This is a genomic window from Halomicrococcus pelagicus, from assembly GCF_051917725.1.
In the GTDB taxonomy this organism is placed as follows: Archaea; Halobacteriota; Halobacteria; order Halobacteriales; family Haladaptataceae; genus Halomicrococcus.
Genome location: NZ_JBQBLX010000004.1, coordinates 103,691 through 126,088 on the forward strand (window position 1 = coordinate 103,691; position 22,398 = coordinate 126,088).

Here is a 22,398-nt window from a genome sequence, read left to right on the forward strand (position 1 = left end):
CCGTCGTCCCGGCGCGACCGTCCTCCGTACCGCCTCGCCGCGCCCGCCAGACAGCAGAGTAAAAGGACCCGCACGAGAGAGCGTACACCGGAGATGATTCGACAGCAGCGTCGGGCGCTGCTCTACGTCGGCGCGTTCGTCACGGTGGTCGTCGGGTACACCTTCGCCTACTCGTGGGGGATGGCGACGTTCGAGGAGCGAGAACGGAGCCTGCTAGAGTCGTTCGCCATCGTCGTCGAGACGTTCACGACGACCGGATACGGCAGGGACGCCGGACTCTGGACGACGACCGAGATGGAACTGCTGATGGTCGCCATGCAGATGACCGGCGTCTTCCTCATCTTCATGGCGCTGCCGCTGTTCGTCGCGCCGTGGGTCCAGGAAGCGGTGCGGGTGAGTCCCCCGACGGCCATCGACGAGCGCAGCGGTCACGTCGTCATCTGTGGCTACTCGCCGCGCGCCGAGACGCTCATCGACGAACTCCGGTCGTGGGACCGCGAGTACGTCCTCGTCGTTCGAGACCGGGAGACGTCGCTGGACCTGTACGAGCGCAACCTCGACGTGATACACGGCGACCCCGAGTCCGCCGAGGTGCTCCGCCGCGCGCGGGTCGCGACTGCAGCCACCGTGGTCGCGGACGCGACCGACGAGCAGAACGCCAGCATCACCCTCGCCGTCAGGGAGATAAGCGACGACGTCGAGGTCATCAGCCTCGTCCAGGACCCCGACCTGGCGAGCTACCTCCAGTACGCCGGTGCCGACCAGGTGTTCTCGCCGCGCCACCTCCTCGGCGAGAGCCTCGCGGAGCAGGTGACCGCCTCGGTGACGACCGACCTCGGTGACACCATCACCATCGGCGAGGACTTCGAAATCGTCGAACTCTCCGTGCAGGAGAACTCGGCGGTCGTCGGCCGCGAGCTATCCGAGAGCAACATCCGCGAGCGGACCGGCGCGAGCATCATCGGCACGTGGACGCGCGGCGAGTTCCACACGCCACCGTCGCCGGACACCATGCTCGACGAGGACACCATCCTGCTGGTCGCCGGCCGGGAGTCACAACTCGAACGCCTCAAAGAGATGACGCTCGGCGACGAGTACTCCCGCTCGCGGCGCTCGGCCATCGTCGCCGGCTACGGCGAGGTCGGCTCGACCGTAAGCGAGAAACTCGTCACCTCCGGGCTTCGTAGCATCGTCGTCGACCGCGAGAACAAGGAGGGCGTCGACGTGGTCGGCGACGTGACCGACGAGTCGGTCCTGCTGGAGGCCGGCATCGACCACGCCAACGCGCTCATCCTCGCGCTCGGCGACGACACGACGACCATCTTCGCGACGCTGGTCGCCCGCGAACTCTCGCCGACGGTGGAGATCGTCGCCCGCGCGAACGAGACGGACAACATCGGAAAGCTGTACAGCGCCGGTGCCGACTACGTGCTCGCGCTCGAAACCGTCAGCGGGCGGATGCTCGCCTCGACCATCCTGGAGGACGAGGAGGTCATCTCGCCGGACAAGCAGATAGAGATCGTCCGGACGACCGCCCCGCGCCTCGTCGGCCAGAGTCTCGGCGAGGCCGACGTACGCGAACGCACCGGTTGCACCGTCATCGCGGTCGAACGCGACGGCGAGGTGACCACCGACCTCGGCCCCGACTTCGTCGTCGAGTCCGAGGACAGACTGATAGTCGCGGGCACCGACGCCGACACGAACGCGTTCACGGAACTCGCACAGTGACCGCCCCCCTCGTCGGTCGAGAACCGTCGCACGGAGAGCCACGTCCCGTCCGGTAGCGCCACCGCACGACGGTCTCCCTGGCGACGAATCCGGGACCGAGGTGGACGCCGGCCGTCCGGACGACCCGGGAGGTGACGTGGCCGACCGCGCACGCGCCGAACCGCGGCGACACGGCCCGGCGCTCACGCCACCAGACTGGCGACCCACCAGGTGAGAAACGCCTCGACGAACCCCGCGACGACGAACAGCGGTAGCAGACCGAGCAGGACGTAGTACGTCCGGACGAGTTCTCCCGCGAGCGCGTCGGCGGACGTCCGGCCGCGGACGTACGACCACGCTGCTCCGCCGAGGTGAAGGCCGAGCGCGGCGGCGACCGACAGTGCCGGAATCTCAACGACGCCGTGGGGAACGACGAGCGCAGCGAGCACGACCGGGTCCGAACCGAGACCGACGATGCCGCCGACGAGCGCGCCGTTGAACAGTAGATTGACCGCCGTCGGCACTCCGAATCCGAGGCCGGCGTACGCCGTCGAGATGGCGACCGTCCAGTTGTTCGCGGTGAGGCTGACGAACGTGTCGATGGGGAGTCGTCCGAACACGTTCTCGCTCACCGAACCCGGGACGGGCGTGGAATACGGTCTTGCGGCGGTCCACCCGCCCGCCACGCCGACCGCGAACAGGCCGAGCGCGGCCGCGACCAGTCCGGGCCGGGCCGCGACGAAGCCGACGAGTTCCCGCCACCCGCGCCGGAACGCGTCCGCGAGGGAGCCGCGACCGCTCCCGTCCGTCGGCGTCCGGCGGGCCACCGTCGCGTCGACCGACTCGCCCGTCTCCGTCGCCCCGTTCGACGGCTCTCCAACCGCGTCCGTGGCCGCCCCGGTCGCCCCTCTCTCTGCCGGTCCGGCAACCGCGGTCGGCGGTCCGGGGTCGCGCGGGTCGAGGTACAGCGCGGTCTTCAGCACGCCGAGGGTGGGGGCGACCAGAAACGCCACGGCCACCTGCAGGAGAGAACCGACGCCGAGCGCCTGGAAGCCGACCGCCGCCGCGCCGGTCGCGACGACGGCCCCGAACGCGACGACGAGGTAGCCGACCACTCGCCCGGGTTCGCGTCGGACGAACCCCGTAGCACGTTTCACGGCCTCGACGACGCCCGCGTCGTCCAAGACGATGGCCTGCGGCGCGAACGCGAACAGCAGGTAGACGGCGAACGTGAGCGGTAGCCACGCCAGTACGGCGACGAACAGTACCAGTCCCGCCGCGAGACCGCCGCCGTTCGCCGCGACCGTCGCCAGCGCGCCCACGGCGACCGTCGGCGCGAGCAGGGCGAGCGCCCGTGCGACGCCGAGTCCGAGGAACGTCCAGCCGTCCGCGCTCGCCCCCTCGACGCCGGCCGCCATCGGACGCGAGTCCGTCGCCCCTTCGAGCGCGCTCACGACGGCGTGGACCTGCGCCGCGCCGACGAACGCCCGCGCCACGAGGAACGCCACCAGCCCGACCGCCGCGGAGCCGAGAAGCAACGCGACGGTCGTCGGCGTGAACAGCGCCAGCACCGCGTCGGCGAGCGTGCTCGCGGTCGCGTCGCTCACGCCGTCCGTCGGCTCGACGTCGACGCGTCGCACCGTCTCGAGGAAGCGGTCGATGCGGCCCGACCCGAGGAGGACGGCGAACGCCAGCGCGACGCCGACGAGGGGGACCGACTGGGCGACGAGCGCGACCCCGACGCCCGCGAGGAACGCCGGCAGCACCGTCGCGGGGCGGTCGACGAGCACCGAGCGCGTCGCCCTCGCCGCATCTCCGAGCTTCATGGCCGAAGCCTCACGCGCCAGCCGGATACTTCTATCCCTCGGAACGCCGGTTCTCGGTCGGCTCTGCCCCGTATTCGACGGTGAGGAACTGCCGACCGAACGCCCACATCTCGTGGACGGCACGAACGCCGTCGCCGTCGGGGCGAACCCGGAACCGCTGGGCGAGCGGGAGCGCGACGCCGCCCAGCGGCGTGACGAGGTAGAGTCCCTCGTCGTCGGTGCCCGCCCGCGTCGTCAACTCGACGCCGCCGTCCTCGCAGGTTCGGGGGAGCAGGACGGTGCTCAGGTTCGAGGCCGGGAGCGGGACGGCGATGTTGACGTAGCGACGGTCGCCGGACACGTGGCTGGCGTAGACGGCGACGAAGACGGCGACGCCGTCGTCGTCGGTCCGTATCCAGGCCCGCGCGCCGTCCCTGGGGTCGGAGCGCTCCTCGACCGCGACGATGCGGCTCCGGAGCGTCCCGTCGATTCCGCCCGGCGCAGGGAGATTCAACTGTTCGAGGCGACTCGTCGCGCGCGCCGCGAGCGCCGCTCCGAGACGGAAGCCCGGATGCCAGCGAACCGAGTAGTCTAGGTCGTACTCGGCGGTGCGTTCGTAGAACCGTCGCACTGCAGGGTCGAGCGCGTCCGGTTCGAACTCCGGGCTCTCGTACGCCGCGACGTCGTCCATCTCTCCCGGCAGGGGGTCGCCCGTCGCGACGCCGTGGCGGTCGAGGTAGTCCGCGCCGACCCGCCAGCGGGCGAACAGCGGGCTGAGCGGCACCGACTCGGCGCGTGCGACCGCTCCACGGAGTCGCCCGACCGCGAGCGCGACGACCGCCAGTCCCGCGGCGAACAGCACGGCGACTCGTCCCCGCCGCTCTCGTTGCGTCGTCACACCGGACGGTTCCTCGCCTTCCTATTTCAACGTCCGGACGCCGGGCCGTGCGACGTGCGCCGGCGGCCGGGCAGTCGTCATCGGCTCCGCCATCGAATCTATCCCGAACATTCATGCTGGTACCGGCCCAACCACCGGAAAGGCCCGTACCCAGGGCCGGGGGTTGTGGGATGAGCGAACGCAAGGCAGACTACACGTCAGAGGGGGGACCGTCCGTCGACCCGCACGGCGGTGAGGAGTTCCGGGAACCGACGAGTCGCGAGGAGGGCAAAGCCGAGAGCCGCGACCGGTTCAACTCGAAGCTTCGGACGGCGTTCGGTTCGTCGCCGTTCATCCTCACGAAGTTCGACAAGTTCATGAACTGGGTCCGGGGGTCGTCGATGTTCATGCTGCAGTTCGGCATCGCCTGCTGCAGCCTCGAGATGATGCACACCTACGCGGTCAAACACGACCTCGACCGCTTCGGCGCCGGCGTGCCGCGGGCGTCGCCGCGCCAGGCCGACGTCATCATCGTCCCGGGGACCATCGTCTCGAAGTTCGCGCCGCGGATGCACCGCGTCTACGACCAGATGCCCGAGCCGAAGTTCGTCGTCAGTATGGGCTCGTGTACGTGCTCCGGCGGTCCGTTCCAGGGCGGCTACAACGTCATCAAGGGTGCAGAGGAGGTCATCCCCTGTGACATCCACGTGCCGGGCTGTCCGCCTCGCCCCGAGGCGCTCATCTACGGCGTCGCCAAACTCCAGGAGCGCGTCGCAAACGGCGAGGCGAGCCCCGTGACGGTCAAGCCGTACGAACTGGAGCAGTTCGGCGACCTCGAACGCGACGAACTGGTGGAGACGCTCGCCGACCGAATCGACGAGGAGACGCTCGTCATGCGCTACAACTGGGCTGATTCGCCGTGAGCAAGCAGGAAATCCAGCGTCCGGAGGTCGACTACGACGGTCTCGCCGAGTTGCTCGGCGACCGCGTCATCGGTCGGGAGACGCACGGCAACGCTGAGGCGTTCGTCGTCCGCCCCGACGAGGTGCAGGACGCGCTGTTCACGCTGCGCGACGAGGCAGGGTTCGACCACCTCTCCTGTCTCACCGCCCAGCAGTACGAGGACCGCTACGAGAGCATCTACCACCTCACGAAGTACGACGACCGCACGCAGGAAGTGAGCGTCGTCGTCCCGACGTCGAGGGAGGACCCGGTCAGCGAGACGGCGGAACCGGTCTACCGCACCGCCGACTGGCAGGAGCGCGAGGCGTACGACCTCGTCGGCGTCGAGTACGAGGGCCACCCGGACCTGCGGCGCATCCTCCTGCCCGAGACGTGGCAGGGCCACCCGCTGGGCCTCGACTACGACCAGGACCGGCCACAGATCGTGTCGATGGAACGACATCGCAACCCGCTCCAGGCCGACCACCGCGACGAGGGTTCGGAGACGATGCTGCTCAACATCGGTCCGCACCACCCCGCGACCCACGGGGTGCTCCACCTCAAGACGGTCCTCGACGGCGAGCAGGTCGCCGACGTGGAACCGGACGTCGGCTACCTCCACCGTTGCGAGGAGCAGATGGCCCAGACGGGCAACTACCGCCACGAAATCATGCCGTACCCGGACCGCTGGGACTACAGCGCGAACATGACCAACGAGTGGGCCTACGCCCGCGCCGCGGAGGACCTCGCGGACATCGACGTGCCGGAGTACGCCAAGGTGCTGCGGACGCTCGGCGTCGAACTCTCGCGGATGACCGGTCACTTCCTCGCCGTCGGAACCTTCGCACTCGACGTGTACGGCGACTTCACGGCCATCTTCATGTACGCGATGCGGGACCGCGAGAAGGCCCAGAACATCCTCGAAGACCTCACCGGCCAGCGGATGATGTTCAACTACTTCCGACTGGGCGGCGTAATCTGGGACGTCCCCGAACCGCGCGACGAGTTCTTCGGGAAGGTCCGGGACTTCCTCGACGACCTGCCGGGAACGCTCGAGGAGTACCACGACCTCATCACCGGCAACGAGATATTTCAGCTCAGGTGCATCGACACCGGCGTTCTGGAACCCGACGTCGCCAAGCAGTACGGCGCGACGGGTCCCGTCGCCCGGGGGTCGGGCGTCGACTACGACGTGCGCCGGGACGACCCCTACGGCTACTACGACGAACTCGACTGGAACGTCGTCACCGAGGACGGCTGCGACAACTACTCGCGCGTCCTGGTGCGCCTGCGCGAGGTCGAGGAGTCCGCGAAGATCGTCGGGCAGTGCGTCGACCTGCTCGAAGACTGGCCCGAGGAGGAGCGCACCCTCCAGTCGAACGTGCCGCGCACGCTCAAACCGCCCGCCGACGCCGAAACCTACCGGGCGGTCGAGGCCGCGAAGGGCGAACTCGGCGTTTACATCCGCTCGGACAACACCAGCAAGCCGGCGCGATTCAAGATCCGGAGTCCGTGCTTCCACAATCTCTCGACGCTGCCGGAGATGGCCAACGGCGAGTACGTGCCGGACCTCATCGCCGCGCTCGGTAGCCTCGACATCGTGCTGGGTTCGGTCGACCGGTAGGTCCGTCGGAACTCGGCCGGACGCCCGCGGACGCGTTCCCCGGTTCCGCCACCGCCGGTCCGGCGTTTTCGCCAGTTCACGTATCATTGAAGTGAAGGTTTTATGTGGTGAGTTCCCAATTCGCCAGTATGGCCGACGCAGTGCGGGACCACCTGCGAGTCCTCCACGTCGACGGCGACCCCGACTTCGGCGACCTGACGGCAGACTCCCTCGAACGCCGGGACGACCGGCTGTCGGTGGTCACCGAGACGAGCGCAGCCGACGGGCTGGACCGCCTCGCAGCGGAGACGTTCGACTGCGTCGTCAGCGACTACGACCTGGCGGATACCGACGGACTGTCGTTTCTCGAAGCGGTCCGGGAGGACTACCCGAACCTGCCGTTCGTCCTCTTCACGGGGCGAGGGAGCGAGGACGTCGCCAGCGCAGCCATCTCAGCGGGCGTCACGGACTACCTCCGAAAGGGGGCCGCGCCGGACCGGTTCGCGGTGCTGGCCAACCGCGTCCGCGAGGCCGTCGAGAGCAGCGGAACCGAATGGGCGCGGCGCGAGAGCGAACACCGCTACAGGACCGTCGTCGAGCAGAGCCGCGACGCGATATACATCTTTCAGGACGGGGTGCTCGAGTTCGTCAACGGTCGGGCCTGTCGGCTCACCGGGTACGACAGGGACGAACTGGAAGGAATGGACTTCCGTGACGTGGTCCATCCGGACGACCACGAACGGGTCGAGAGAATCGCCGCTCGACGCGAGCGGCACGGAGACGCCCCCGAGACGTACGAGGTGCGACTCCGGACGAAGTCGGGCGTCGTTCGCCAGTGCGAGTTGAGCGTCAGGCCGATAACGTACGAGGGGAGATACGCGACGCTGGGGTTCGTCCGGGACGTCACCGACCGGCGGCAGAACGAACGGACGTTCGAGGCGCTGCACACCGCGACTCGCGAGATGATGCACGCCGAGACGAAAGAACGGGTCTGCGAGATAGCGGTCGAGACCGCGCGATCCGAACTCGGGTTTCCGCTGACCGGTTGCTGGCTGGCCGACGAGGACGAGACGCTTCGACCGGCGGCCCAGACGGCGATGTCGCACGAGACGTTCGACGGGCAACCCACGTTCGAACCCGGCGACAGCCTCGCGTGGCGCACGTTCCAGCGCGGCGAGACGGCCGTCTACGAGGACGTGCGGACCGAGGCGGACGTCCACGACCCCGAAACGCCGGTACGCAGCGAGGTCATCGTGCCGCTTGGCGACCAGGGCGTGCTGACCACGGGAACGACGGAGATTCGGGACTTCGACGACGCCGACGTCGAGTTCCTGGAGTTGCTCGGGACGAACACGGAGACGGCGCTCGACCGCGCCGAACGCGAGGCGGAGTACCGCCGACTCGGCGCGGAACTCCACGAGAACAAGCGCAAGATAGAGGAACTGCACGAGATAGCGACCCAGATGGAGGCCTGCGAGACCGAGCAGGCCGTCTACGACCTCACGGTCGACGCGGCCGAGCGAATCCTCGAGTTCGACATCTGCGTCGTCGACGCCGAGGAGGACGGACTGCTGAAGACGAAGAGCATGTCGACGGGTATCGTCCCGGACGAGACGCCGACGATGTCGGTCGACGAGGGAGTCGTCGGGCGGACGTACCGGACCGGCGAGGCCAACCTCGCGGACGACCTGCGGGACGTCGACGCGGCGGACCCCCAGGGCGACTACCGGTCCGGCATCAGCGTGCCCGTCGGCGACTGGGGAGTGTTCCAGGCGGTCGCCGAAGAGGTCGGCTTCTTCGACGAGACGGACCTCGAACTCGCCGAACTGCTGGTCACCCACGCGGCCGAGGCGCTCAACCGCGTCGAGCGCGAGCGCCTGCTCCGGGAGCGCGAAGAACGGCTGCGCCGCCAGAAAGACCAGCTGGAGGACTTCGCCGGCATCGTCTCCCACGACCTCCGGAACCCGCTGAACGTCGCACACGGGTACGTCGACCTGCTCGCGGAGACGTACGACGACGGACGGTTGACGAAGACTCTCAACGCGCTCGACCGGATGGAGGCCATCATCGACGACGTGCTGACGCTCGCGCGGGAGGGCGAACTGGTAGACGACCCCGAACCGGTCGCCCTCGCGACCGTCGTCCGCGGCGCGTGGGCGAACGTCGACACCGCCGACGCGACGCTGGCGAGCGTCCCCGACGGTCGCATCGAGGCCGACGGCGGACGGCTCCAGCAGCTGTTCGAGAACCTGTTCCGCAACGCCGTCGAGCACGCGGGCAGGGACGTCACCGTCCGCGTCGGGGCGCTACGGGACGGTCCCGCCGACGGGTTCGTCGACGGCGTCTACGTCGAGGACGACGGGCCCGGCGTTCCCGAGTCCGAGCGGACGGTGGTGTTCGACTCCGACTACTCGACTCGCGACGACGGAACGGGGTTCGGCCTCGCCATCGTCGACCAGATCGCAGACGCCCACGGCTGGACCGCGTCGGTGACCGAGGGCGTCGACGGCGGTGCACGGTTCGAGATTCGGGAGACGACCGGGGACCCCGGACCGTCCGCGGACGGCTAACCGGCTACTGGTTCCACGGCGCGTCGTCGGGGTCGACGATGCGCTCCTCGCGCTCGATGCCGTCTATCGCCGCCACGTCCTCGTCGTCTAAGTCTATCTTCCGCGCTTCGAAGTTGTCCTGCAGGTGCTCCTCGCTCGACGTCTTCGGGATGGCGGCGACGTTCTCCTTCGCGGCGAGCCACGCCAGCGACACCTGGTAGGGCGTGGCGTCGTGTTTCTCCGCCACCTCTCGAATCTCGTCCACCTCGGTCACCTTCCCGCGCGCGACCGGCGAGTAGGCGACGAGCCAGTGGTCGTGTTCGCGGGCGTACTCCTGTAGCTCCTCCTGCTGGAGCAGGGGATGCATCTCGACCTGGTGGGCGAAGATGGGCGCGTCGAGCGTCTCGCGCGCCGTGTCGAGCTGGTCTGGCGTGAAGTTGCTCACGCCGACGTGGTCTATCGTGCCCTCGTCGTACAGTTCGTCGAACGCCGGCAGGGTGTCCTCGGCGTCGTAGGTGTCCCGCGGCCAGTGGACGTACAGCAGGTCCAGGCTATCGACGCCGAGTCTGTCGAGGCTCTCGTTCGTGCTGGCGAGCACGTCGTCGTGCGCGAGGTTGTCGTCCCAGACCTTCGTCGCGAGGAAGACGTCCTCGCGGTCGACGTTCGCCTGGGCGATGCCCTCGCCGACGTACGCCTCGTTGTCGTACTCCTGGGCCGTGTCGACGTGTCGGTACCCCATCTCCAGCGCGGCGGCGACGACGTCGGCGCACTGCTCCGGGTCGGTGTTGTCGTAGGTGCCGAGTCCGATTCGCGGTAGTTCGTCCATACTCGCGTGTGGACCAGGACGCTTGTGAAACGTGTGGCCGCCGCGCTGTCGCCCGAATTCTAGACGAACCGGGCGGTCGTTCCACTCGTCCGGACGTCTGCAGGGGTCCCGGCGACGGTCGACGGCGGAAAACGAGCGTGACCGGCTCAGGCCAGGCGCTTTCTGATGCCGTGGTAGATGCGCCGGCGGTGGTAGACGCCCTCGCCGAAGACCCAGCCCACGAGCAGGAGACCGGCGAGTATCGCGGCGATGAACGCGTACTCGTCCATCCAGATGGGACGGATGAACGGCGTCGCCTGGTCCCACGTCTCGCCGAGTCGCTGCATCTCCTCCTGGAACGGCGTTCCCGCGAACGTGTTCGAGAGGAAGACGGACATCTTGATGCGGTCGCCGCCGGGTTCGAGGTTGGCGCTTCCGGTCACGTCGTACTCGCCGGTCACGCCGACGTCCGACATCGTCGAGCCGTTCGATTCGTCGCCGTACTTCACGCGCTCGACGTCGTACGGCAGCCACGGCGAGTAGAACTCCCAGACGACCTCGCCTTTCGGCGTCACCTCGACGACGCGGTGGTTCTGCGAGTCGACGACGAGGGTGTTGCCGTTTGGCAGGCGGTCGGCGTCCCGCGGCCAGTTGAACGTCTCGTGGGACCCCACGCTCCAGGTCTGGTTCCACTTGCCGTTCTCGCGCTCGTACTCGACGACGCGCTGGTTGTGCGAGTCGGCGACCAGCACGGTCGGGTTACCGTCCTCGCTCTCGAGGTAGTCCGGGTTGTGCTGCTTGCGGAGGACGTCGTAGTTCCCGTCCTCGCCGAGTTTCATCGTGACCTCCTTGCTCTCGCGGTCGACGACGATGACCTCGTCCATGTTACGCGGGTCGGCCATGTACTTGCCCGGCCCGATCTTCTCCACGTCGTTGACGTGGGTCCAGTCGTCCGTGTACTTGCCCTGGCCCTTGCCGGCGTCCCGGTCGTAGTGACTCCGGAAGTACCAGCGCCAGACGATTTCGTCTTTCTCCAGGTCGTAGACGAAGATGCTGTCGTCGTTCTTTCCACTGTCCTCGTCGTAGTTCTTCATGTTCGCGACGAGCAGCTGGTTACCGTTGATGAGGTCGACGTCGTGGGTGTCTTCGATGTCCAGCTCCTGCGTCCACACCTTCTCCTTCGTCTCCGGGTCGAACTCGTACACCAGCGTCTTCCCTCGCTGCGTCGAGGTGACGAGCAGGTTGCCGTTCTCCATCGGGTCCACGTCGTAGAACCACGTGGCTCCCTCCTTCGAGCCGTTGTGGACCCACTTGACGTCGCCGCGGGGGCCGACGGCGACGAGTCGGGCTGGCTTCTTGTTGTTCCCTTGTCCCTCGAAGTGGTATCCCTGCACGCTGATAACCGTCGTGCCGTTCGCCGATTTCTCCATGGTGCCCGGCTCCAGGTTCGACTCCTCCTGGTCGTAGGTGAGTGCGGAGACGGCGGAGGGCGCGAGCAGAGCGACGACGAGTAACAGGACGGTCCCGCGCACAAGCCACGGCTGTGACGGGAGTTTCTCCTTCAGGTCCATACACACCTAGTCGCGCGTCTCCTGTTTGAGTATTTTGTGATTCGTCAGCTGCCGTTCACCCCTGAATTCGAGGGGAACACGCGGGAAACGGAGGCGTTCGAGAACGCCGGGTCCGAACACCTCACCGTCATGACAGTACGGCGGTCGGTGGGCCGTCCGGTCAGGCGTTCAGCAGTTCGGGGGCGCGGTCCTCGAGGACGCGTTCGAGGCCGACCCGGAGGTCCGCGACGGTCTCGTAGCGCTCCGGCTTGCGCTTTGCGAGCGCGCGAGCGACCACGTCGTCGACTGCCCCGGGCAGGTCGGCGTCGCTCTCGGTCGGCGCCGGCGGGTCCGCCGACTCGACCTGCTGGACGACGACGTGCGGGTCGCCGGTGAACGGCGGTCGACCGGCGAACAGGGCGTACAGCAGCGCACCGAGGCCGTACACGTCCGTCGCCTGGTCGGGCCGGCCGAACGTCTCGGGCGCGACGTGTTCCGGCGCGGCGAAGGCGGGCGAGACGGGCTTCGTGCCGGCCTCGGCGAGGACGCGACCGAACTCCCAGTCGGTCACCTTCGGCACGGGCCAGGTCCGCCCGAGCGTCTCGACGAACCCGACGACGCCGGGGCGCAGGCCGCCGTGGACGACGCCGAGCGCGTGGGCGTGGGCCACGGCGGCGACGATTCGGTGCCCGTACCACAGCGACGCCGCGACGCCGTCTCCGAGGTGGTCCGCGAGCGTCCCGGCGTCGAAGAACTCCGTGGCGACCCACGGGCGCGGGCCGTCGCCGCGTGCCAGGACGCCCGCGACGTGGTCGTGGTCGTCGACGCGTTCCCACCGGCGCGTCGCCCGGGCGAACGCCCCGGCGTGGTCGCTCTCCTGCAGCGTCCGGAGCGTCACTACGACGTGTGCCCGGGGGCCGGGCGCGAGGACGCGCGCCTTGTGTCCGACGGTGAGCGGGTCGGTGCCGACCCGGCGCAGTCGCTCGAACTCGTCGTACTCGGCGTCGACCGGGTCGGGGGAGACCACGTCGGCCGGGTCGGGCGGGCGACCGCGGACCTCGTCACCGGCGTCGCGGCGGTCGGCGGTCCCGGATTCGGCACTCTCGACCTCGGACGCCGGCGCGACGCGGACGGACGTGGACTGGCCGCCACCGCCCGTCTGGACGACGTTCGCGCCGTCGAGAAGGTCGGCGAGTCGCTCGTCGCTGACGCTGACGACGGTCGGTTCGCCCGTGAGCGTCGACTCGGACAGCGCGTCGACGACGTGCCGGAGCGCTTCGCTCGCGTACCTGCGCACGATGCCGTCGTCGTCGTCCCTGAGCGCGGCCAGTTCCTCGATGGCCGGTTCGGCCGCCCGGGGGTACTCGGTGGCGACGCTTGCGACGGTGACGACGGCGTTCTCGCGCACGAGTGGGTCGTCGTCTCCCACGAGGCGGGTCGCCCGTTCGACGGTCGAGCGGGCCGCCTCCGGGTCGGACCGGGCGACCTCGGCGAGCGCCCACGTCGCGCCGCGGCGCACCCAGACGTCGTCGTCGTCGGTCGCCCGGGCGAGGTCCGAGACGGGCACCTGCTCCGGCCTGCTCGCGGCCTCCTCCGCGAGCGCCCACGCCGCGCTCGCTCGCCGACCGGAGTCGTCGGCGGACAGCGACATGACGAGGTCCGACACCTCCCGACTCTCCGGTATCTCGACCTCCTCGCGGTGCCGGCGGGCCAGCCGGTCGCGGTCGCTCGCTTCGAAACGTGTCATGCTCTCGGGGGGTCGTTTCCCTATCCTTCTTCCCGCCCGTGATAAAGGTTTTCTCACCACGCGTCACGTGCGTCCGAGCGGCGTCGCTTTCCGCGCTCCGTTCGACGCGCCGTGAGCGGCGACCGCGACGCTCGCTTCTCCCGCCACCGAACGCGTCGGGGCTCAGTTCAGGTCCTTCCGGCGGAACCACTGCTGGCTGACGACGACGAGCGCGACCGTGGCGGCGAGGAGAACCGCGGCACCGAGGAGGTCGTACTGGCCGTCGACGAGCACGGCGGTCGGGTCGTAGTAGCGCATCGGCGCGACCGCGCCCAGCACCTCGTAGTCGGTGTCGGTCAGCACGGACTCGACGAGGAAGAGGGCGAACACGACCGCGAGCGCGACCCGCTGGGCGATTGCCTCCCGGTCGAACGCGACGGAGGCGACCAGGCCGATGCCGGCGCAGGCGAGCAGGTACGGTATCGAGAGCGCGTGGACGGCGACGAGGTCGGCGACCGGGATGGCGTCGTCGACGAGCAGACTGCCGACGTAGACGACGACCGCGGTGACGACGTTGAGGACGAGGATGGGCGCGAGCAGCGAGAGGAACTTCTCGGCGACGATGCGCGACCGCGAGACGGGTAGCGACAGCAGCATGTCCATGCGCTCGCGCTCGACGTCGTCGGCGACCAGCGACGCGGCGCTGTACGCGAAGTACAGACCGAGCAGGATGACCCACGCGAAGTTGTACAGTTCGACCGCGAGAAAGCCCGCGAGCGTGCTCATGGTCCGTATCCCCATCGCCTTGACGATGGGCTCGGGGTACGACTGGAGCAGCCGGTCGAGGTCGATGCTGTCGGCGAACGAGGGGTAGACCCAGATGACCATCGCCGCGAGCAGCGACAGGCCGACCGCGAGTGCGACCGCGCCCCGGATGCGGCGGCGGGTCTCGTAGCGCGCGAACTCGAACGTCACGCTTCACCTCCGTCGCCGGGGCGTCGCTCCGGCGGCACCTCGGCCGCTTCGGCGCTCTCGTCGCCGTAGAATCGCATGAACACTTCCTCCAGCGGCGCTTCCTGCACGTCGAGTTCGAGCACGTCGTAGTCGTGGATGCGGTCGACGAGCGCGTTCATGTTCCCCGTGAAGGTGAAAGAGAGTTCGGTCACGGTCGGAGCGACCGCGGTGCGCTCGGACGTCTCCCGCTTTCCGGCACCGTCGACGCTTCCCCCGTTCGCTTCGCCCTCGACCGTCTCGCCGTCGACCTGCCGGACGGCGAGGTCGTGGACGCCGTCGAGGTCGAACTCCCCCGCCCCGACGTCGTCGGTGACGGTCAGGTGGACGACCTTGCCGCTGCGCCGCAGTAGGCGCTCGACGCTCTCCGTCGTCACGAGTCGGCCGTCGCGGATGACGCCGACGCGGTCGCAGACGCGGCGCACCTCGCTCAGGATGTGCGAGGACATGAACACCGTCGTGCCGGTGGCCCGCTCCCGGCGGACGAACTCGTTGAACTCCTGCTGTTTCAGCGGGTCGAGTCCGCCGGTCGGCTCGTCCAGCACGACGAGGTCCGGGTCGTGCATGAACGCCTGGACGAGTCCGAGCATCTGGTTGTTGCCCGAGGAGTACTCCCGCACCTCCCGGTCCAGCGGCGGGTCGAAGATGTCGAGCAGTTCCTCGCGGCGTTCGTCGCCCTTGACGGCCGCGTGGAGGTCGAGAATCTCGCGGCCGGTGGCGGTCTCGTCGAAGGCGGGGTCGGCCGGCAGGTAGCCCACCCGTCGCTTGGCCTCGATGAGTTCGCGCTCGTCGCGAACGTCGCTGCCGAGCACCGTCGCTGACCCCGACGTCGGCGACTGGAACCCCATCAGGGTCCGGATGGTCGTCGTCTTGCCCGCGCCGTTCGGGCCGAGGTAGCCGAACACCTCGCCTTCCGCGACCGAGAAGGAGAGGTCGTCGTTCGCCAGGACGTCCCCGTATCGCTTGGAGAGACCCCGAACCTCGATGGCCGTCATGTAATACGCTCGACGCCACGGCGAGAAACAGTTTTCGGAGGGACGACTCGGCGGTCCGCTGGAATCGCCGGGTGCGTACGCGGTCGTTTCACCGTATCGAACGGTTTTCCCGACGCCGGGAGTCGCCCGACGCATGTACCGACGTCGCGTCCTCGATTCGCGGTCGGACGACTCTCCGGCGTGGGTCGGTTCGCGCCGGGCGACGTTCTCTCGCGTCGTCGACCGTCGGCGTAGAAGGGACAGACGCGGACGGATGCCCACCGTTCGCGCTCGTTCGCGGACGATACCTCTGCAGCGTTCGCCCGTCGGCGAGACTCCCGGCGCCGAGTCCCGGAAGCCGGACCCGCACGGGCGCTTTCGGAAACGCGGCTCGCAGGCCGGAGACGCACCGTCGCGGAGCCGTTCGACCCCCACGACGTGGCTCCCGCCTCGTGTTTTAGGGCGGCCTAAAAACTGGTAAAGGTTGCGGTTCTTCGCTCTCCCCGAGCGCGGTCGGTCCGCCTCGCGGGATGGCCTGGGTTCAGAGTCGGCCTCCCGACGGCAGGAAAACGGAGAGACGGCGGCGACGGTCGCCGGACGCCGAGGGTGCGGTCCGGCCGCGGGCGGATTCGCCGCTCCCTGCCGGCGCTACAGGGGTCGATGCGGATGGACGACGGGTCCGTCGTCGCTCGATTCGACGGTCGCCTCGACGCCGAACACCGCCGCGAGTAGCTCCTCGGTCACCACGTCGGCGGGCGGGCCCCAGTCGTACGGTTCGCCGTCTTTCAGAGCGACGAGGTTGTCGGCGTAGCGGGCCGCTTGCGCCACGTCGTGGAGGACCACGCCGATGGTCAGGTCCGCTTCGTCGGCGAGCGTGCGGACGACGTCGAGCACGTGGAGCTGGTGGCGCAGGTCGAGATACGTCGTCGGTTCGTCGAGCAGGAGCACGTCGGTCTCCTGGGCGAGGACCATCGCTATCCACGCCAGTTGGCGCTGTCCGCCGGAGAGACTGCCCATCTCCTCGTCCCGCAGGTGGGTCACGCCGGCGAGGTCGAGCGCCCGCTCGACCGCCTGATGGTCCTCCTCGCTCGCCGACTCGAAGAACCCCCGATGGGGGTAGCGCCCGTGGTAGGCAAGCTCCTCGACGGTGATGCTGTCGGGCGACTCGTTCTCCTGGGAGAGCATCCCGAGACGCCGGGCGAGCGCCTTCGTCCCCATCGCGTGCACGTCCTCCCCGTCGAGGAGGACCGACCCGTCGTCCGGCGTGAGCTGTTCGGCGAACGCCTTCAGGAGCGTGCTCTTGCCGGAACCGTTGGGACCGACGAGCGCCGTCACCTCCCCGGCGGGGAGGACGATGGACTCGCACTCGACGACGATTCCGGTGTCCGGGTAGCCGATGGCCAGCCCTTCGCCGTGCAGTTCGCTGGCGTCGGTCGTGTCGTCGACGCCATCGGCGTCGGCGTCGTCCGCCACTCGCTCCCGTTCGACCGCGATGCCACCGTCGGACCTGCGGTCCGACGAGGTTCGCGAGGCTTCGCTCCTCTCACCGCCGTCCGTCGTTTCGGGTTCGTCCGTCATCAGATCTCACCTACGTCGTGCTGTTTCCGCATCAGATAGAGGAAGTACGGCCCGCCGAGGAGGCCGGTGACGATGCCGACCGGAACCTGAACGGGGAGCGCGAGGCGCGCTCCCACGTCGGCGCCGACAACGAGCGCGGGTCCGGCGAACGCGCAGCCGAGCATGAGCTTCCGGTAGTCGCTGCCGACGATGGTGCGGACGAGGTGCGGGACGACGAGTCCGACGAATCCGACGATGCCGGCGACGGAGATGGCGGTGCTCGCGGCGACGATGGCGAGCGTCGACAGTGCGAACCGGATGCGTTCGACCGACATCCCGAGCGACTGGGCCGTCCGCTCGCCGAGCAGGAGGACGTTCAACTGTCGCGACGAGACCAGCGCGGCGGGCACCACGAACAGGGTCGGAACCAGCGCGATTCGCACCTGCTCCCAGTCGGTTCCCGTGAGCGACCCCGTCGTCCACGAGATGGCGTTCTGGACGACGGCGAGGTTGTCCGCCATGAAGAACAGCGCCGTCTGGAACGAGTGGAAGACCGTTCCGACGACGACGCCGGCGAGCACCAGTCTGACGGGGCTCGTCCCGCCCTTCCAGGCGACGGCGTAGACCAGCAGAAACGCGGAGATGCCGCCGAGAGCGGCGAACAGCGGGAGGAACACGGCCATCCCGCTGAAGACGACGAGCGTCAACAGCACGGCGAACCCCGCGCCGTGGCTCACGCCCAGCACGAACGGGCTGGCGAGTTCGTTCCGCGTCACCGCCTGGAATATCGCGCCGGAGACGGCGAGGTTCGCCCCGACCAGGACGCCGACGAACACCCGCGGGAGGCGGAGACTCCAGACGACGACGGTCTCGTTGCTCAGGTGGTCGGGCAGTTCGCCGCCGAGCAGCAGCGTCCCGAGGACGGTCGGGTCGAACAGGACGTCCGGGTCGGTGACGGCCGACCACACGTCCTGCATCGGTATCGAGTACGCACCGAAGCTGACCTGCAGCAGTCCCGCGACGATCACGATGGCCGTGCTGGCGAGCATGAGCGCACCGAGCGAGCCGTCGAAGCGGCCGAACAGTCGACCGCTCGACTCCGCCTCGGTCCGTCTGCTCATCCCGTCTCCCCCTCGGCACTCGACGCCAGTACGGTGCCACCGTTCGTGCTTCCCGCTGCGACCATGTGGTTTAGGTCTCCCTAACTCCTGATAAGGGCTGTGATTCGACCGATAGGCCGGCGGTCGTTTCCGGCCTCAGAACTCGCCGTTCACGATGTTCGCGACCCGCTTTCGGTCGAAGAGCTTGCCCGACGCGTCGTACAGCTGTTTCGCCGCCCGCTCGGTGAGGACGAGGTTCGTGATGGGGCCCTGGTAGAGCGGACCGCCGCGATAGACGTCGCCGTTCTTGACCGCGGTCAGCTTGCTCCCGACGTTGTGGTTCTTCATGGACGAGACGACGGTGTTCTGGAACTTCTCTTCGGTCTTTTGCTCGTGTCCGCGCAGCAGGAGCACGTCCGGGTCCACCTGGAGCAGCGTCTCGTAGTCTACCTTCCCGCGCCCGCTGTGGAAGTCCTTGACGGACGTGTTGGCGAGCGCGTCCTTGACCTTCAGGTCGCGCCACTGCTTGAAGCTCGTCCCCTCGCCGATCAGGTACGGCAGGAACGTCTCCGGCTCGTTACTCGACGCCCACAGGACCGCCACCGACGGCCGCTTTTCCTTCGGCGGGACGACCGAATCGAGTTTCGACTGGAACGTATCGTGCAGGGACGAGAAGGCGTCGTAGCGGTCGGTTCGCTGGAAGACCTTCGCGAGCTTCCCGAACGCCTGGTACAGCGTGTAGTAGCGGTAGTCCTTGTGCCACTCGTAGCCGCGCGAGAAGATGCTGTTCCCGAAGAAGGGACCGATGTTATTCCGAATCTCGTCGACGTCGGACTGCTTCCAGCCCTTGAACCGGTTCTGGAGGAAGTTCGGGTCGATGACGTGGACGTCGCCGTCGAGCGAGTAGAACCGCTCCTTGCTGACGCCGTCCTGATAGAGACTGACCATGCCGCTCTTGTCGACGGAGACGCCCGGTATCTCGTCGTAGTACTGCGTGTAGTATCGGCTGGTCATCCACATCCCCTTCGGCGGTTCGAGTCCGAGTGCGACGCCCATGTCGGCCCAACTGCCGTTGTTCGCGACCCACGTCTTCGGTACCGACTCGAACTCGACGCTCCCCATCGGCTCTATCGACACCGAGTAGGGTCCGCCCGACTTCGTCGTTCCGTCGCCCGTCGTCGTTCCGCCGTCGTTGTCGTTCGTACCCGAACCACCACTGGTACAGCCCGCGAGCAGCGTCCCGGCCGCGGCTCCGGTTCCGGCGATTAGCTTCCTGCGCGAGAGTTCCGTCGAGTCGTCGTCTACCATACGATTTAGGCTCCCCTAAACGCTGGTAAAAGTTCCGATTTTGGTCGACCAAAAACAGTCGGGACTGCGGTACGTGCGACCGATTCATTCTTTCCGGACGGTCGCGGCTGAACCGGACGGCGGAGATTCAAGTGCTCGTCCGTCGTACAGGTCTGCGAGATGCGAGAAACGGACGACGACACCGGTCGCCGGCCGAGACCGCGGTCGGTTCGTGCCAGCCGACTGAGAACGATGGGGCGGCGTCGCTTCGTCGAGACGCTGGCCGCGGCGGGGTTCGGGGGGATGGCGGCGCTGCTGACGGCGGACGACGTGCGCGCCGCCGGCAGCGACGAGGTGCCCATCGTCTACGGGTTCGCCCGCGACGCGGAGAACGGCGGCGAGGAGGGTCGCTTCGGGCCGCGGAAGACCACCGTGCCGGCGGACTGGTTCGCCGACCTCAGGGCGGCGCTCGACGCCCATCGGGAGGCGGCGTTCGTCTCGCGCGAGGGCGTCGTGGCGGCCGGGGTCGTGCCGGGAGAGTTCGGCGGCCGGAACGCCGCCGTCGAGGTCGCCGCCCGGGCGGACGCCGACCTGCCCGAGCGAGTCGGCGACGTGTCGGTCGAGGTGACGCGGGTCGACCCGGGCCGCTCTCCGCCGTCGAGCGTCGACCCGGTCGAGAACCGCTCCGGAACGTCGGTCCCGGGCGGCGTGGCCTGCGGGACGCCGGATTCGACCGGGACGCTCGCTCCGGCGATGTACGACGGTCGACGGCCGTTCTTCGCCACCGCGAACCACGTCGTCGGCGGCGACGAGACGGAACGGCGGGGCACGTCGCTCCGTCTCGTCGAGAAGGCGGCGTCGCCCCGCATCGGCACCGTCGAACGGGGGTACGCGCTGGAGGACTTCGTGCGCGTCGCCCCGACCGACGGCTACTGGCCGGCGAGCGTTATCAAAGGTGCCGAGCCCCGGACGGTCGTCGGTCAGTTCTCCCGCGAGGGACTGGCGGCGTTGAAAGCGCAGGACGAGAAGCTGGCGAAGGTGGGCGTGACGACCGGCCGTACCCGGGGGAAGATTCAGGCGATCGACGGGATGACCTGCGCGTACGGCCAGGTGTGCAAGCGCGGTCAACTGAAGTGGGGGTCGCAGTCGGCGTTCGACGACGGCGACAGCGGGAGCGTCAACTACCACCCCGACCCGGAGCGGCCGGACGCGGGCGTCATGGTCGGCGGGTTCAACAACGCCCGGACGTGGTGGCCCGCCGAGGACTACGTCTGGGGGACGGCGGCCCACCACGTCACGGCGCGTCACGGGTTCACGTTCGCGCCACGTAGCGCTGGCGCTCGGTGAACTCCACTTCGACGACGGTCTTCCCGTCGACGCGCTGGGCGACGCGGCTCCCGATGGTCTTCGCCAGCCCGGGATAGGACCTGTCGGCGGGCCTGCTGACCACCACCGTGACGTTTTGCGACTCGTCGACCAGGCCCATGTCGTCGAACTCCGCCTGCACGTCGACGAGTTCGAGTTCGCTGTACCGGTCCTGTTCGACGACGCCCTGTACCGCCTCGTTGACGGCGTTCTCCGTCTGGACCTGCTGGACGGTGAGGAGGCCGGCTCCGGCGAAGGCGGCGAGCAGGAGGAGCGCGGCGGCGACGACGGGCGTCGCGTCGCGGAGTCGCTCCGCTCCGGTCGGGCCGTCTTCGGGCCGGTAGCCGAGATACCAGAGGACGGCGCTCCCGGCGACGTTGATGCCGACGGCGTTGACGACGAGCAGGACGAACGCCCCGAACGCGACGCCCGGTGGCCCCCACGCGAGGCCCACCCCGACCGCCGCGGCCGCCGGGATGAGTGCCGCCGCGATCATGACGCCGACGAGCGACACCGGCAGCGCGGTCGCGAGGCCGAACGCACCCGCCGCGCCGGCACAGATGCCGACGACGAACGAGAGCAATCCGGGCGAGATGCGCTGGCTGATCTGCTTTATCGTCGCCACGTCGAGCGCCGGCGGGACGAACGCCGCCGACTTCAGCGCCCACCCGAACGCCGCCGCGCCGACGATGGCCAGTCCGAGACCGAGCACCTGCGAGCGCAGTCCGTCGGTTATCATGTCGCGGTCGTTCAGCACGAAGCCGACGCTGACCGTCATCGCGGAACCGACCTGCGGTGCGATGACCATCGACCCGACGACCAGCGCGGGCGAGTCCAGCAGCAGACCCGCCGTGGCGACGACCGCCGAGAGCAGCGTCATCGCGTAGTACGGAAGCGGATTCGGGTTCATCCCGAGCGCCTTCGTCCGTATCTCCTCGCTGGCGACGCTGTCGTCCTCGTCGTTGCCCGTGATGAACCGATTTTCGAGTTCGTCGATGTTCGGCGTCCGTGCGGTCTCGACGTTCCCGACGACGGTGTACTCGTCGTCGTCGAGGCCCGCGTCCCGAAGGTCGGAGAGCGCGGCGTCGACCGCCTGGGTCGGTAGCGGGAACTCGAGCAGGGTCGCCTCGTCGCCGTCGCTCGCCTCGGGCGTGAGCACGTAGTCGATGTCCTCGTCGTCGAGGACCCCGAGGACCGCGTCGCGGTCGTCCTCCGGGACGCGGACCTGGATGAGGCGCATGTCCGCTTCCAGCCACCCCGGGATGATAAATGCGTCCGTCTCCCGGGAGCCCCGGCTCCGACCGCCGGAGTCGCGTCACCCGTCGGCGACCGCATCGGCTCCCGCTGCCGGACGGAACTCCCGGGGCCGCCGCCGACGACGCGGACCCCACCGCGGTACCACCGACCCCCACGCTCTCCGGCGTCTGCGGGCACGTTCGCACGCTTCCGGCGATGGGCCTCGCGGCGCGCCGGGACAGCGGAAATCGCGGGGGTGGTCGGTGCGGCCAGCGGGCAGCCGGCGACGCGGACGACGCCCGCG

At 68.8% G+C, this 22,398-nt stretch carries 16 protein-coding genes; 5 read left to right on the forward strand and 11 right to left on the reverse strand.

What is annotated here, in order from left to right:
- Positions 1-93 precede the first annotated feature (93 nt).
- On the forward strand, positions 94-1,728 hold the full coding sequence (locus ACTF4R_RS12185) for a potassium channel family protein (protein ID WP_440008134.1): 1,635 nt from the start codon (positions 94-96) through the stop codon (positions 1,726-1,728).
- Between the two features lie 182 nt (positions 1,729-1,910).
- On the opposite strand, the gene ACTF4R_RS12190 is transcribed toward ACTF4R_RS12185, so the two are convergent.
- Positions 1,911-3,533 (reverse strand): stage II sporulation protein M, encoded by a 1,623-nt coding sequence (locus tag ACTF4R_RS12190; protein WP_440008135.1) that lies wholly within the window; start codon positions 3,531-3,533, stop codon positions 1,911-1,913.
- Positions 3,534-3,564: 31 nt separating this feature from the next.
- On the reverse strand, positions 3,565-4,410 hold the full coding sequence (locus ACTF4R_RS12195; RefSeq protein WP_440008137.1) for a hypothetical protein: 846 nt from the start codon (positions 4,408-4,410) through the stop codon (positions 3,565-3,567).
- Between the two features lie 170 nt (positions 4,411-4,580).
- Here ACTF4R_RS12195 and ACTF4R_RS12200 point away from each other — a divergent pair, with 170 nt between their 5' ends.
- The 3 genes from ACTF4R_RS12200 (at position 4,581) to ACTF4R_RS12210 (ending at position 9,504) form a co-directional block, all read left to right on the forward strand.
- Positions 4,581-5,312: an NADH-quinone oxidoreductase subunit B gene (locus ACTF4R_RS12200; protein ID WP_433631384.1), complete on the forward strand. Its 732-nt coding sequence runs from the start codon at positions 4,581-4,583 to the stop codon at positions 5,310-5,312.
- Complete coding sequence (locus ACTF4R_RS12205) at positions 5,309-6,955, forward strand: NADH-quinone oxidoreductase subunit D (RefSeq protein WP_440008138.1); 1,647 nt, start codon at positions 5,309-5,311, stop codon at positions 6,953-6,955. Before ACTF4R_RS12200 ends, ACTF4R_RS12205 begins: the two co-directional genes overlap by 4 nt.
- 128 nt (positions 6,956-7,083) lie before the next feature.
- Positions 7,084-9,504, forward strand: a complete 2,421-nt coding sequence (locus ACTF4R_RS12210; protein WP_440008140.1) for a PAS domain-containing sensor histidine kinase — start codon at positions 7,084-7,086, stop codon at positions 9,502-9,504.
- A gap of 4 nt (positions 9,505-9,508) precedes the next feature.
- On the opposite strand, the gene ACTF4R_RS12215 is transcribed toward ACTF4R_RS12210, so the two are convergent.
- The 8 genes from ACTF4R_RS12215 to ACTF4R_RS12250 form a co-directional block, all read right to left on the reverse strand.
- Positions 9,509-10,309 (reverse strand): aldo/keto reductase, encoded by an 801-nt coding sequence (locus ACTF4R_RS12215; RefSeq protein WP_440008142.1) that lies wholly within the window; start codon positions 10,307-10,309, stop codon positions 9,509-9,511.
- A gap of 146 nt (positions 10,310-10,455) precedes the next feature.
- The gene (locus ACTF4R_RS12220) at positions 10,456-11,859 is read right to left on the reverse strand and encodes an arylsulfotransferase family protein (RefSeq protein WP_440008143.1); all 1,404 of its coding nucleotides are present in this window, start codon (positions 11,857-11,859) and stop codon (positions 10,456-10,458) included.
- A gap of 160 nt (positions 11,860-12,019) precedes the next feature.
- The gene (locus tag ACTF4R_RS12225; protein WP_440008145.1) at positions 12,020-13,585 is read right to left on the reverse strand and encodes a protein kinase domain-containing protein; all 1,566 of its coding nucleotides are present in this window, start codon (positions 13,583-13,585) and stop codon (positions 12,020-12,022) included.
- A gap of 162 nt (positions 13,586-13,747) precedes the next feature.
- On the reverse strand, positions 13,748-14,539 hold the full coding sequence (locus ACTF4R_RS12230) for an ABC transporter permease (protein ID WP_440008147.1): 792 nt from the start codon (positions 14,537-14,539) through the stop codon (positions 13,748-13,750).
- The gene (locus tag ACTF4R_RS12235; RefSeq protein WP_440008148.1) at positions 14,536-15,570 is read right to left on the reverse strand and encodes an ABC transporter ATP-binding protein; all 1,035 of its coding nucleotides are present in this window, start codon (positions 15,568-15,570) and stop codon (positions 14,536-14,538) included. The genes ACTF4R_RS12230 and ACTF4R_RS12235 overlap by 4 nt, the downstream gene beginning before the upstream one ends.
- 627 nt (positions 15,571-16,197) lie before the next feature.
- Complete coding sequence (locus tag ACTF4R_RS12240; protein WP_440008149.1) at positions 16,198-17,127, reverse strand: ABC transporter ATP-binding protein; 930 nt, start codon at positions 17,125-17,127, stop codon at positions 16,198-16,200.
- On the reverse strand, positions 17,127-18,227 hold the full coding sequence (locus ACTF4R_RS12245) for a FecCD family ABC transporter permease (RefSeq protein ID WP_440008150.1): 1,101 nt from the start codon (positions 18,225-18,227) through the stop codon (positions 17,127-17,129). Before ACTF4R_RS12245 ends, ACTF4R_RS12240 begins: the two co-directional genes overlap by 1 nt.
- 135 nt (positions 18,228-18,362) lie before the next feature.
- A complete protein-coding gene (locus tag ACTF4R_RS12250; RefSeq protein ID WP_440008151.1) occupies positions 18,363-19,514 on the reverse strand; it encodes an ABC transporter substrate-binding protein in 1,152 nt (383 codons plus the stop codon).
- A 231-nt stretch (positions 19,515-19,745) separates the two neighbouring features.
- Between ACTF4R_RS12250 and ACTF4R_RS12255 the strand changes: the two genes are divergently transcribed.
- Positions 19,746-20,840, forward strand: coding sequence for a hypothetical protein (locus ACTF4R_RS12255; RefSeq protein ID WP_440008152.1), 1,095 nt, complete (start codon positions 19,746-19,748; stop codon positions 20,838-20,840).
- Here the strand turns inward: ACTF4R_RS12255 and ACTF4R_RS12260 are convergent.
- Positions 20,806-22,098, reverse strand: coding sequence for a TIGR00341 family protein (locus tag ACTF4R_RS12260; protein WP_440008153.1), 1,293 nt, complete (start codon positions 22,096-22,098; stop codon positions 20,806-20,808). The two genes, ACTF4R_RS12255 and ACTF4R_RS12260, sit on opposite strands and share 35 nt — an antisense overlap.
- Positions 22,099-22,398 lie beyond the last annotated feature (300 nt).

Excerpts from the sequence above, each read along its gene's own strand:
- ACTF4R_RS12185 (WP_440008134.1), top strand. The coding sequence starts at position 94 with ATGATTCGACAGCAGCGTCGGGCGCTGCTCTACGTCGGCGCGTTCGTC.
- ACTF4R_RS12190 (WP_440008135.1), bottom strand. The coding sequence starts at position 3,533 with ATGAAGCTCGGAGATGCGGCGAGGGCGACGCGCTCGGTGCTCGTCGAC.
- ACTF4R_RS12200 (WP_433631384.1), top strand. The coding sequence starts at position 4,581 with ATGAGCGAACGCAAGGCAGACTACACGTCAGAGGGGGGACCGTCCGTC.
- ACTF4R_RS12210 (WP_440008140.1), top strand. The coding sequence starts at position 7,084 with ATGGCCGACGCAGTGCGGGACCACCTGCGAGTCCTCCACGTCGACGGC.
- ACTF4R_RS12215 (WP_440008142.1), bottom strand. The coding sequence starts at position 10,309 with ATGGACGAACTACCGCGAATCGGACTCGGCACCTACGACAACACCGAC.
- ACTF4R_RS12220 (WP_440008143.1), bottom strand. The coding sequence starts at position 11,859 with ATGGACCTGAAGGAGAAACTCCCGTCACAGCCGTGGCTTGTGCGCGGG.
- ACTF4R_RS12225 (WP_440008145.1), bottom strand. The coding sequence starts at position 13,585 with ATGACACGTTTCGAAGCGAGCGACCGCGACCGGCTGGCCCGCCGGCAC.
- ACTF4R_RS12235 (WP_440008148.1), bottom strand. The coding sequence starts at position 15,570 with ATGACGGCCATCGAGGTTCGGGGTCTCTCCAAGCGATACGGGGACGTC.
- ACTF4R_RS12240 (WP_440008149.1), bottom strand. The coding sequence starts at position 17,127 with ATGACGGACGAACCCGAAACGACGGACGGCGGTGAGAGGAGCGAAGCC.
- ACTF4R_RS12245 (WP_440008150.1), bottom strand. The coding sequence starts at position 18,227 with ATGAGCAGACGGACCGAGGCGGAGTCGAGCGGTCGACTGTTCGGCCGC.
- ACTF4R_RS12250 (WP_440008151.1), bottom strand. The coding sequence starts at position 19,514 with ATGGTAGACGACGACTCGACGGAACTCTCGCGCAGGAAGCTAATCGCC.
- ACTF4R_RS12255 (WP_440008152.1), top strand. The coding sequence starts at position 19,746 with ATGGGGCGGCGTCGCTTCGTCGAGACGCTGGCCGCGGCGGGGTTCGGG.
- ACTF4R_RS12260 (WP_440008153.1), bottom strand. The coding sequence starts at position 22,098 with ATGCGCCTCATCCAGGTCCGCGTCCCGGAGGACGACCGCGACGCGGTC.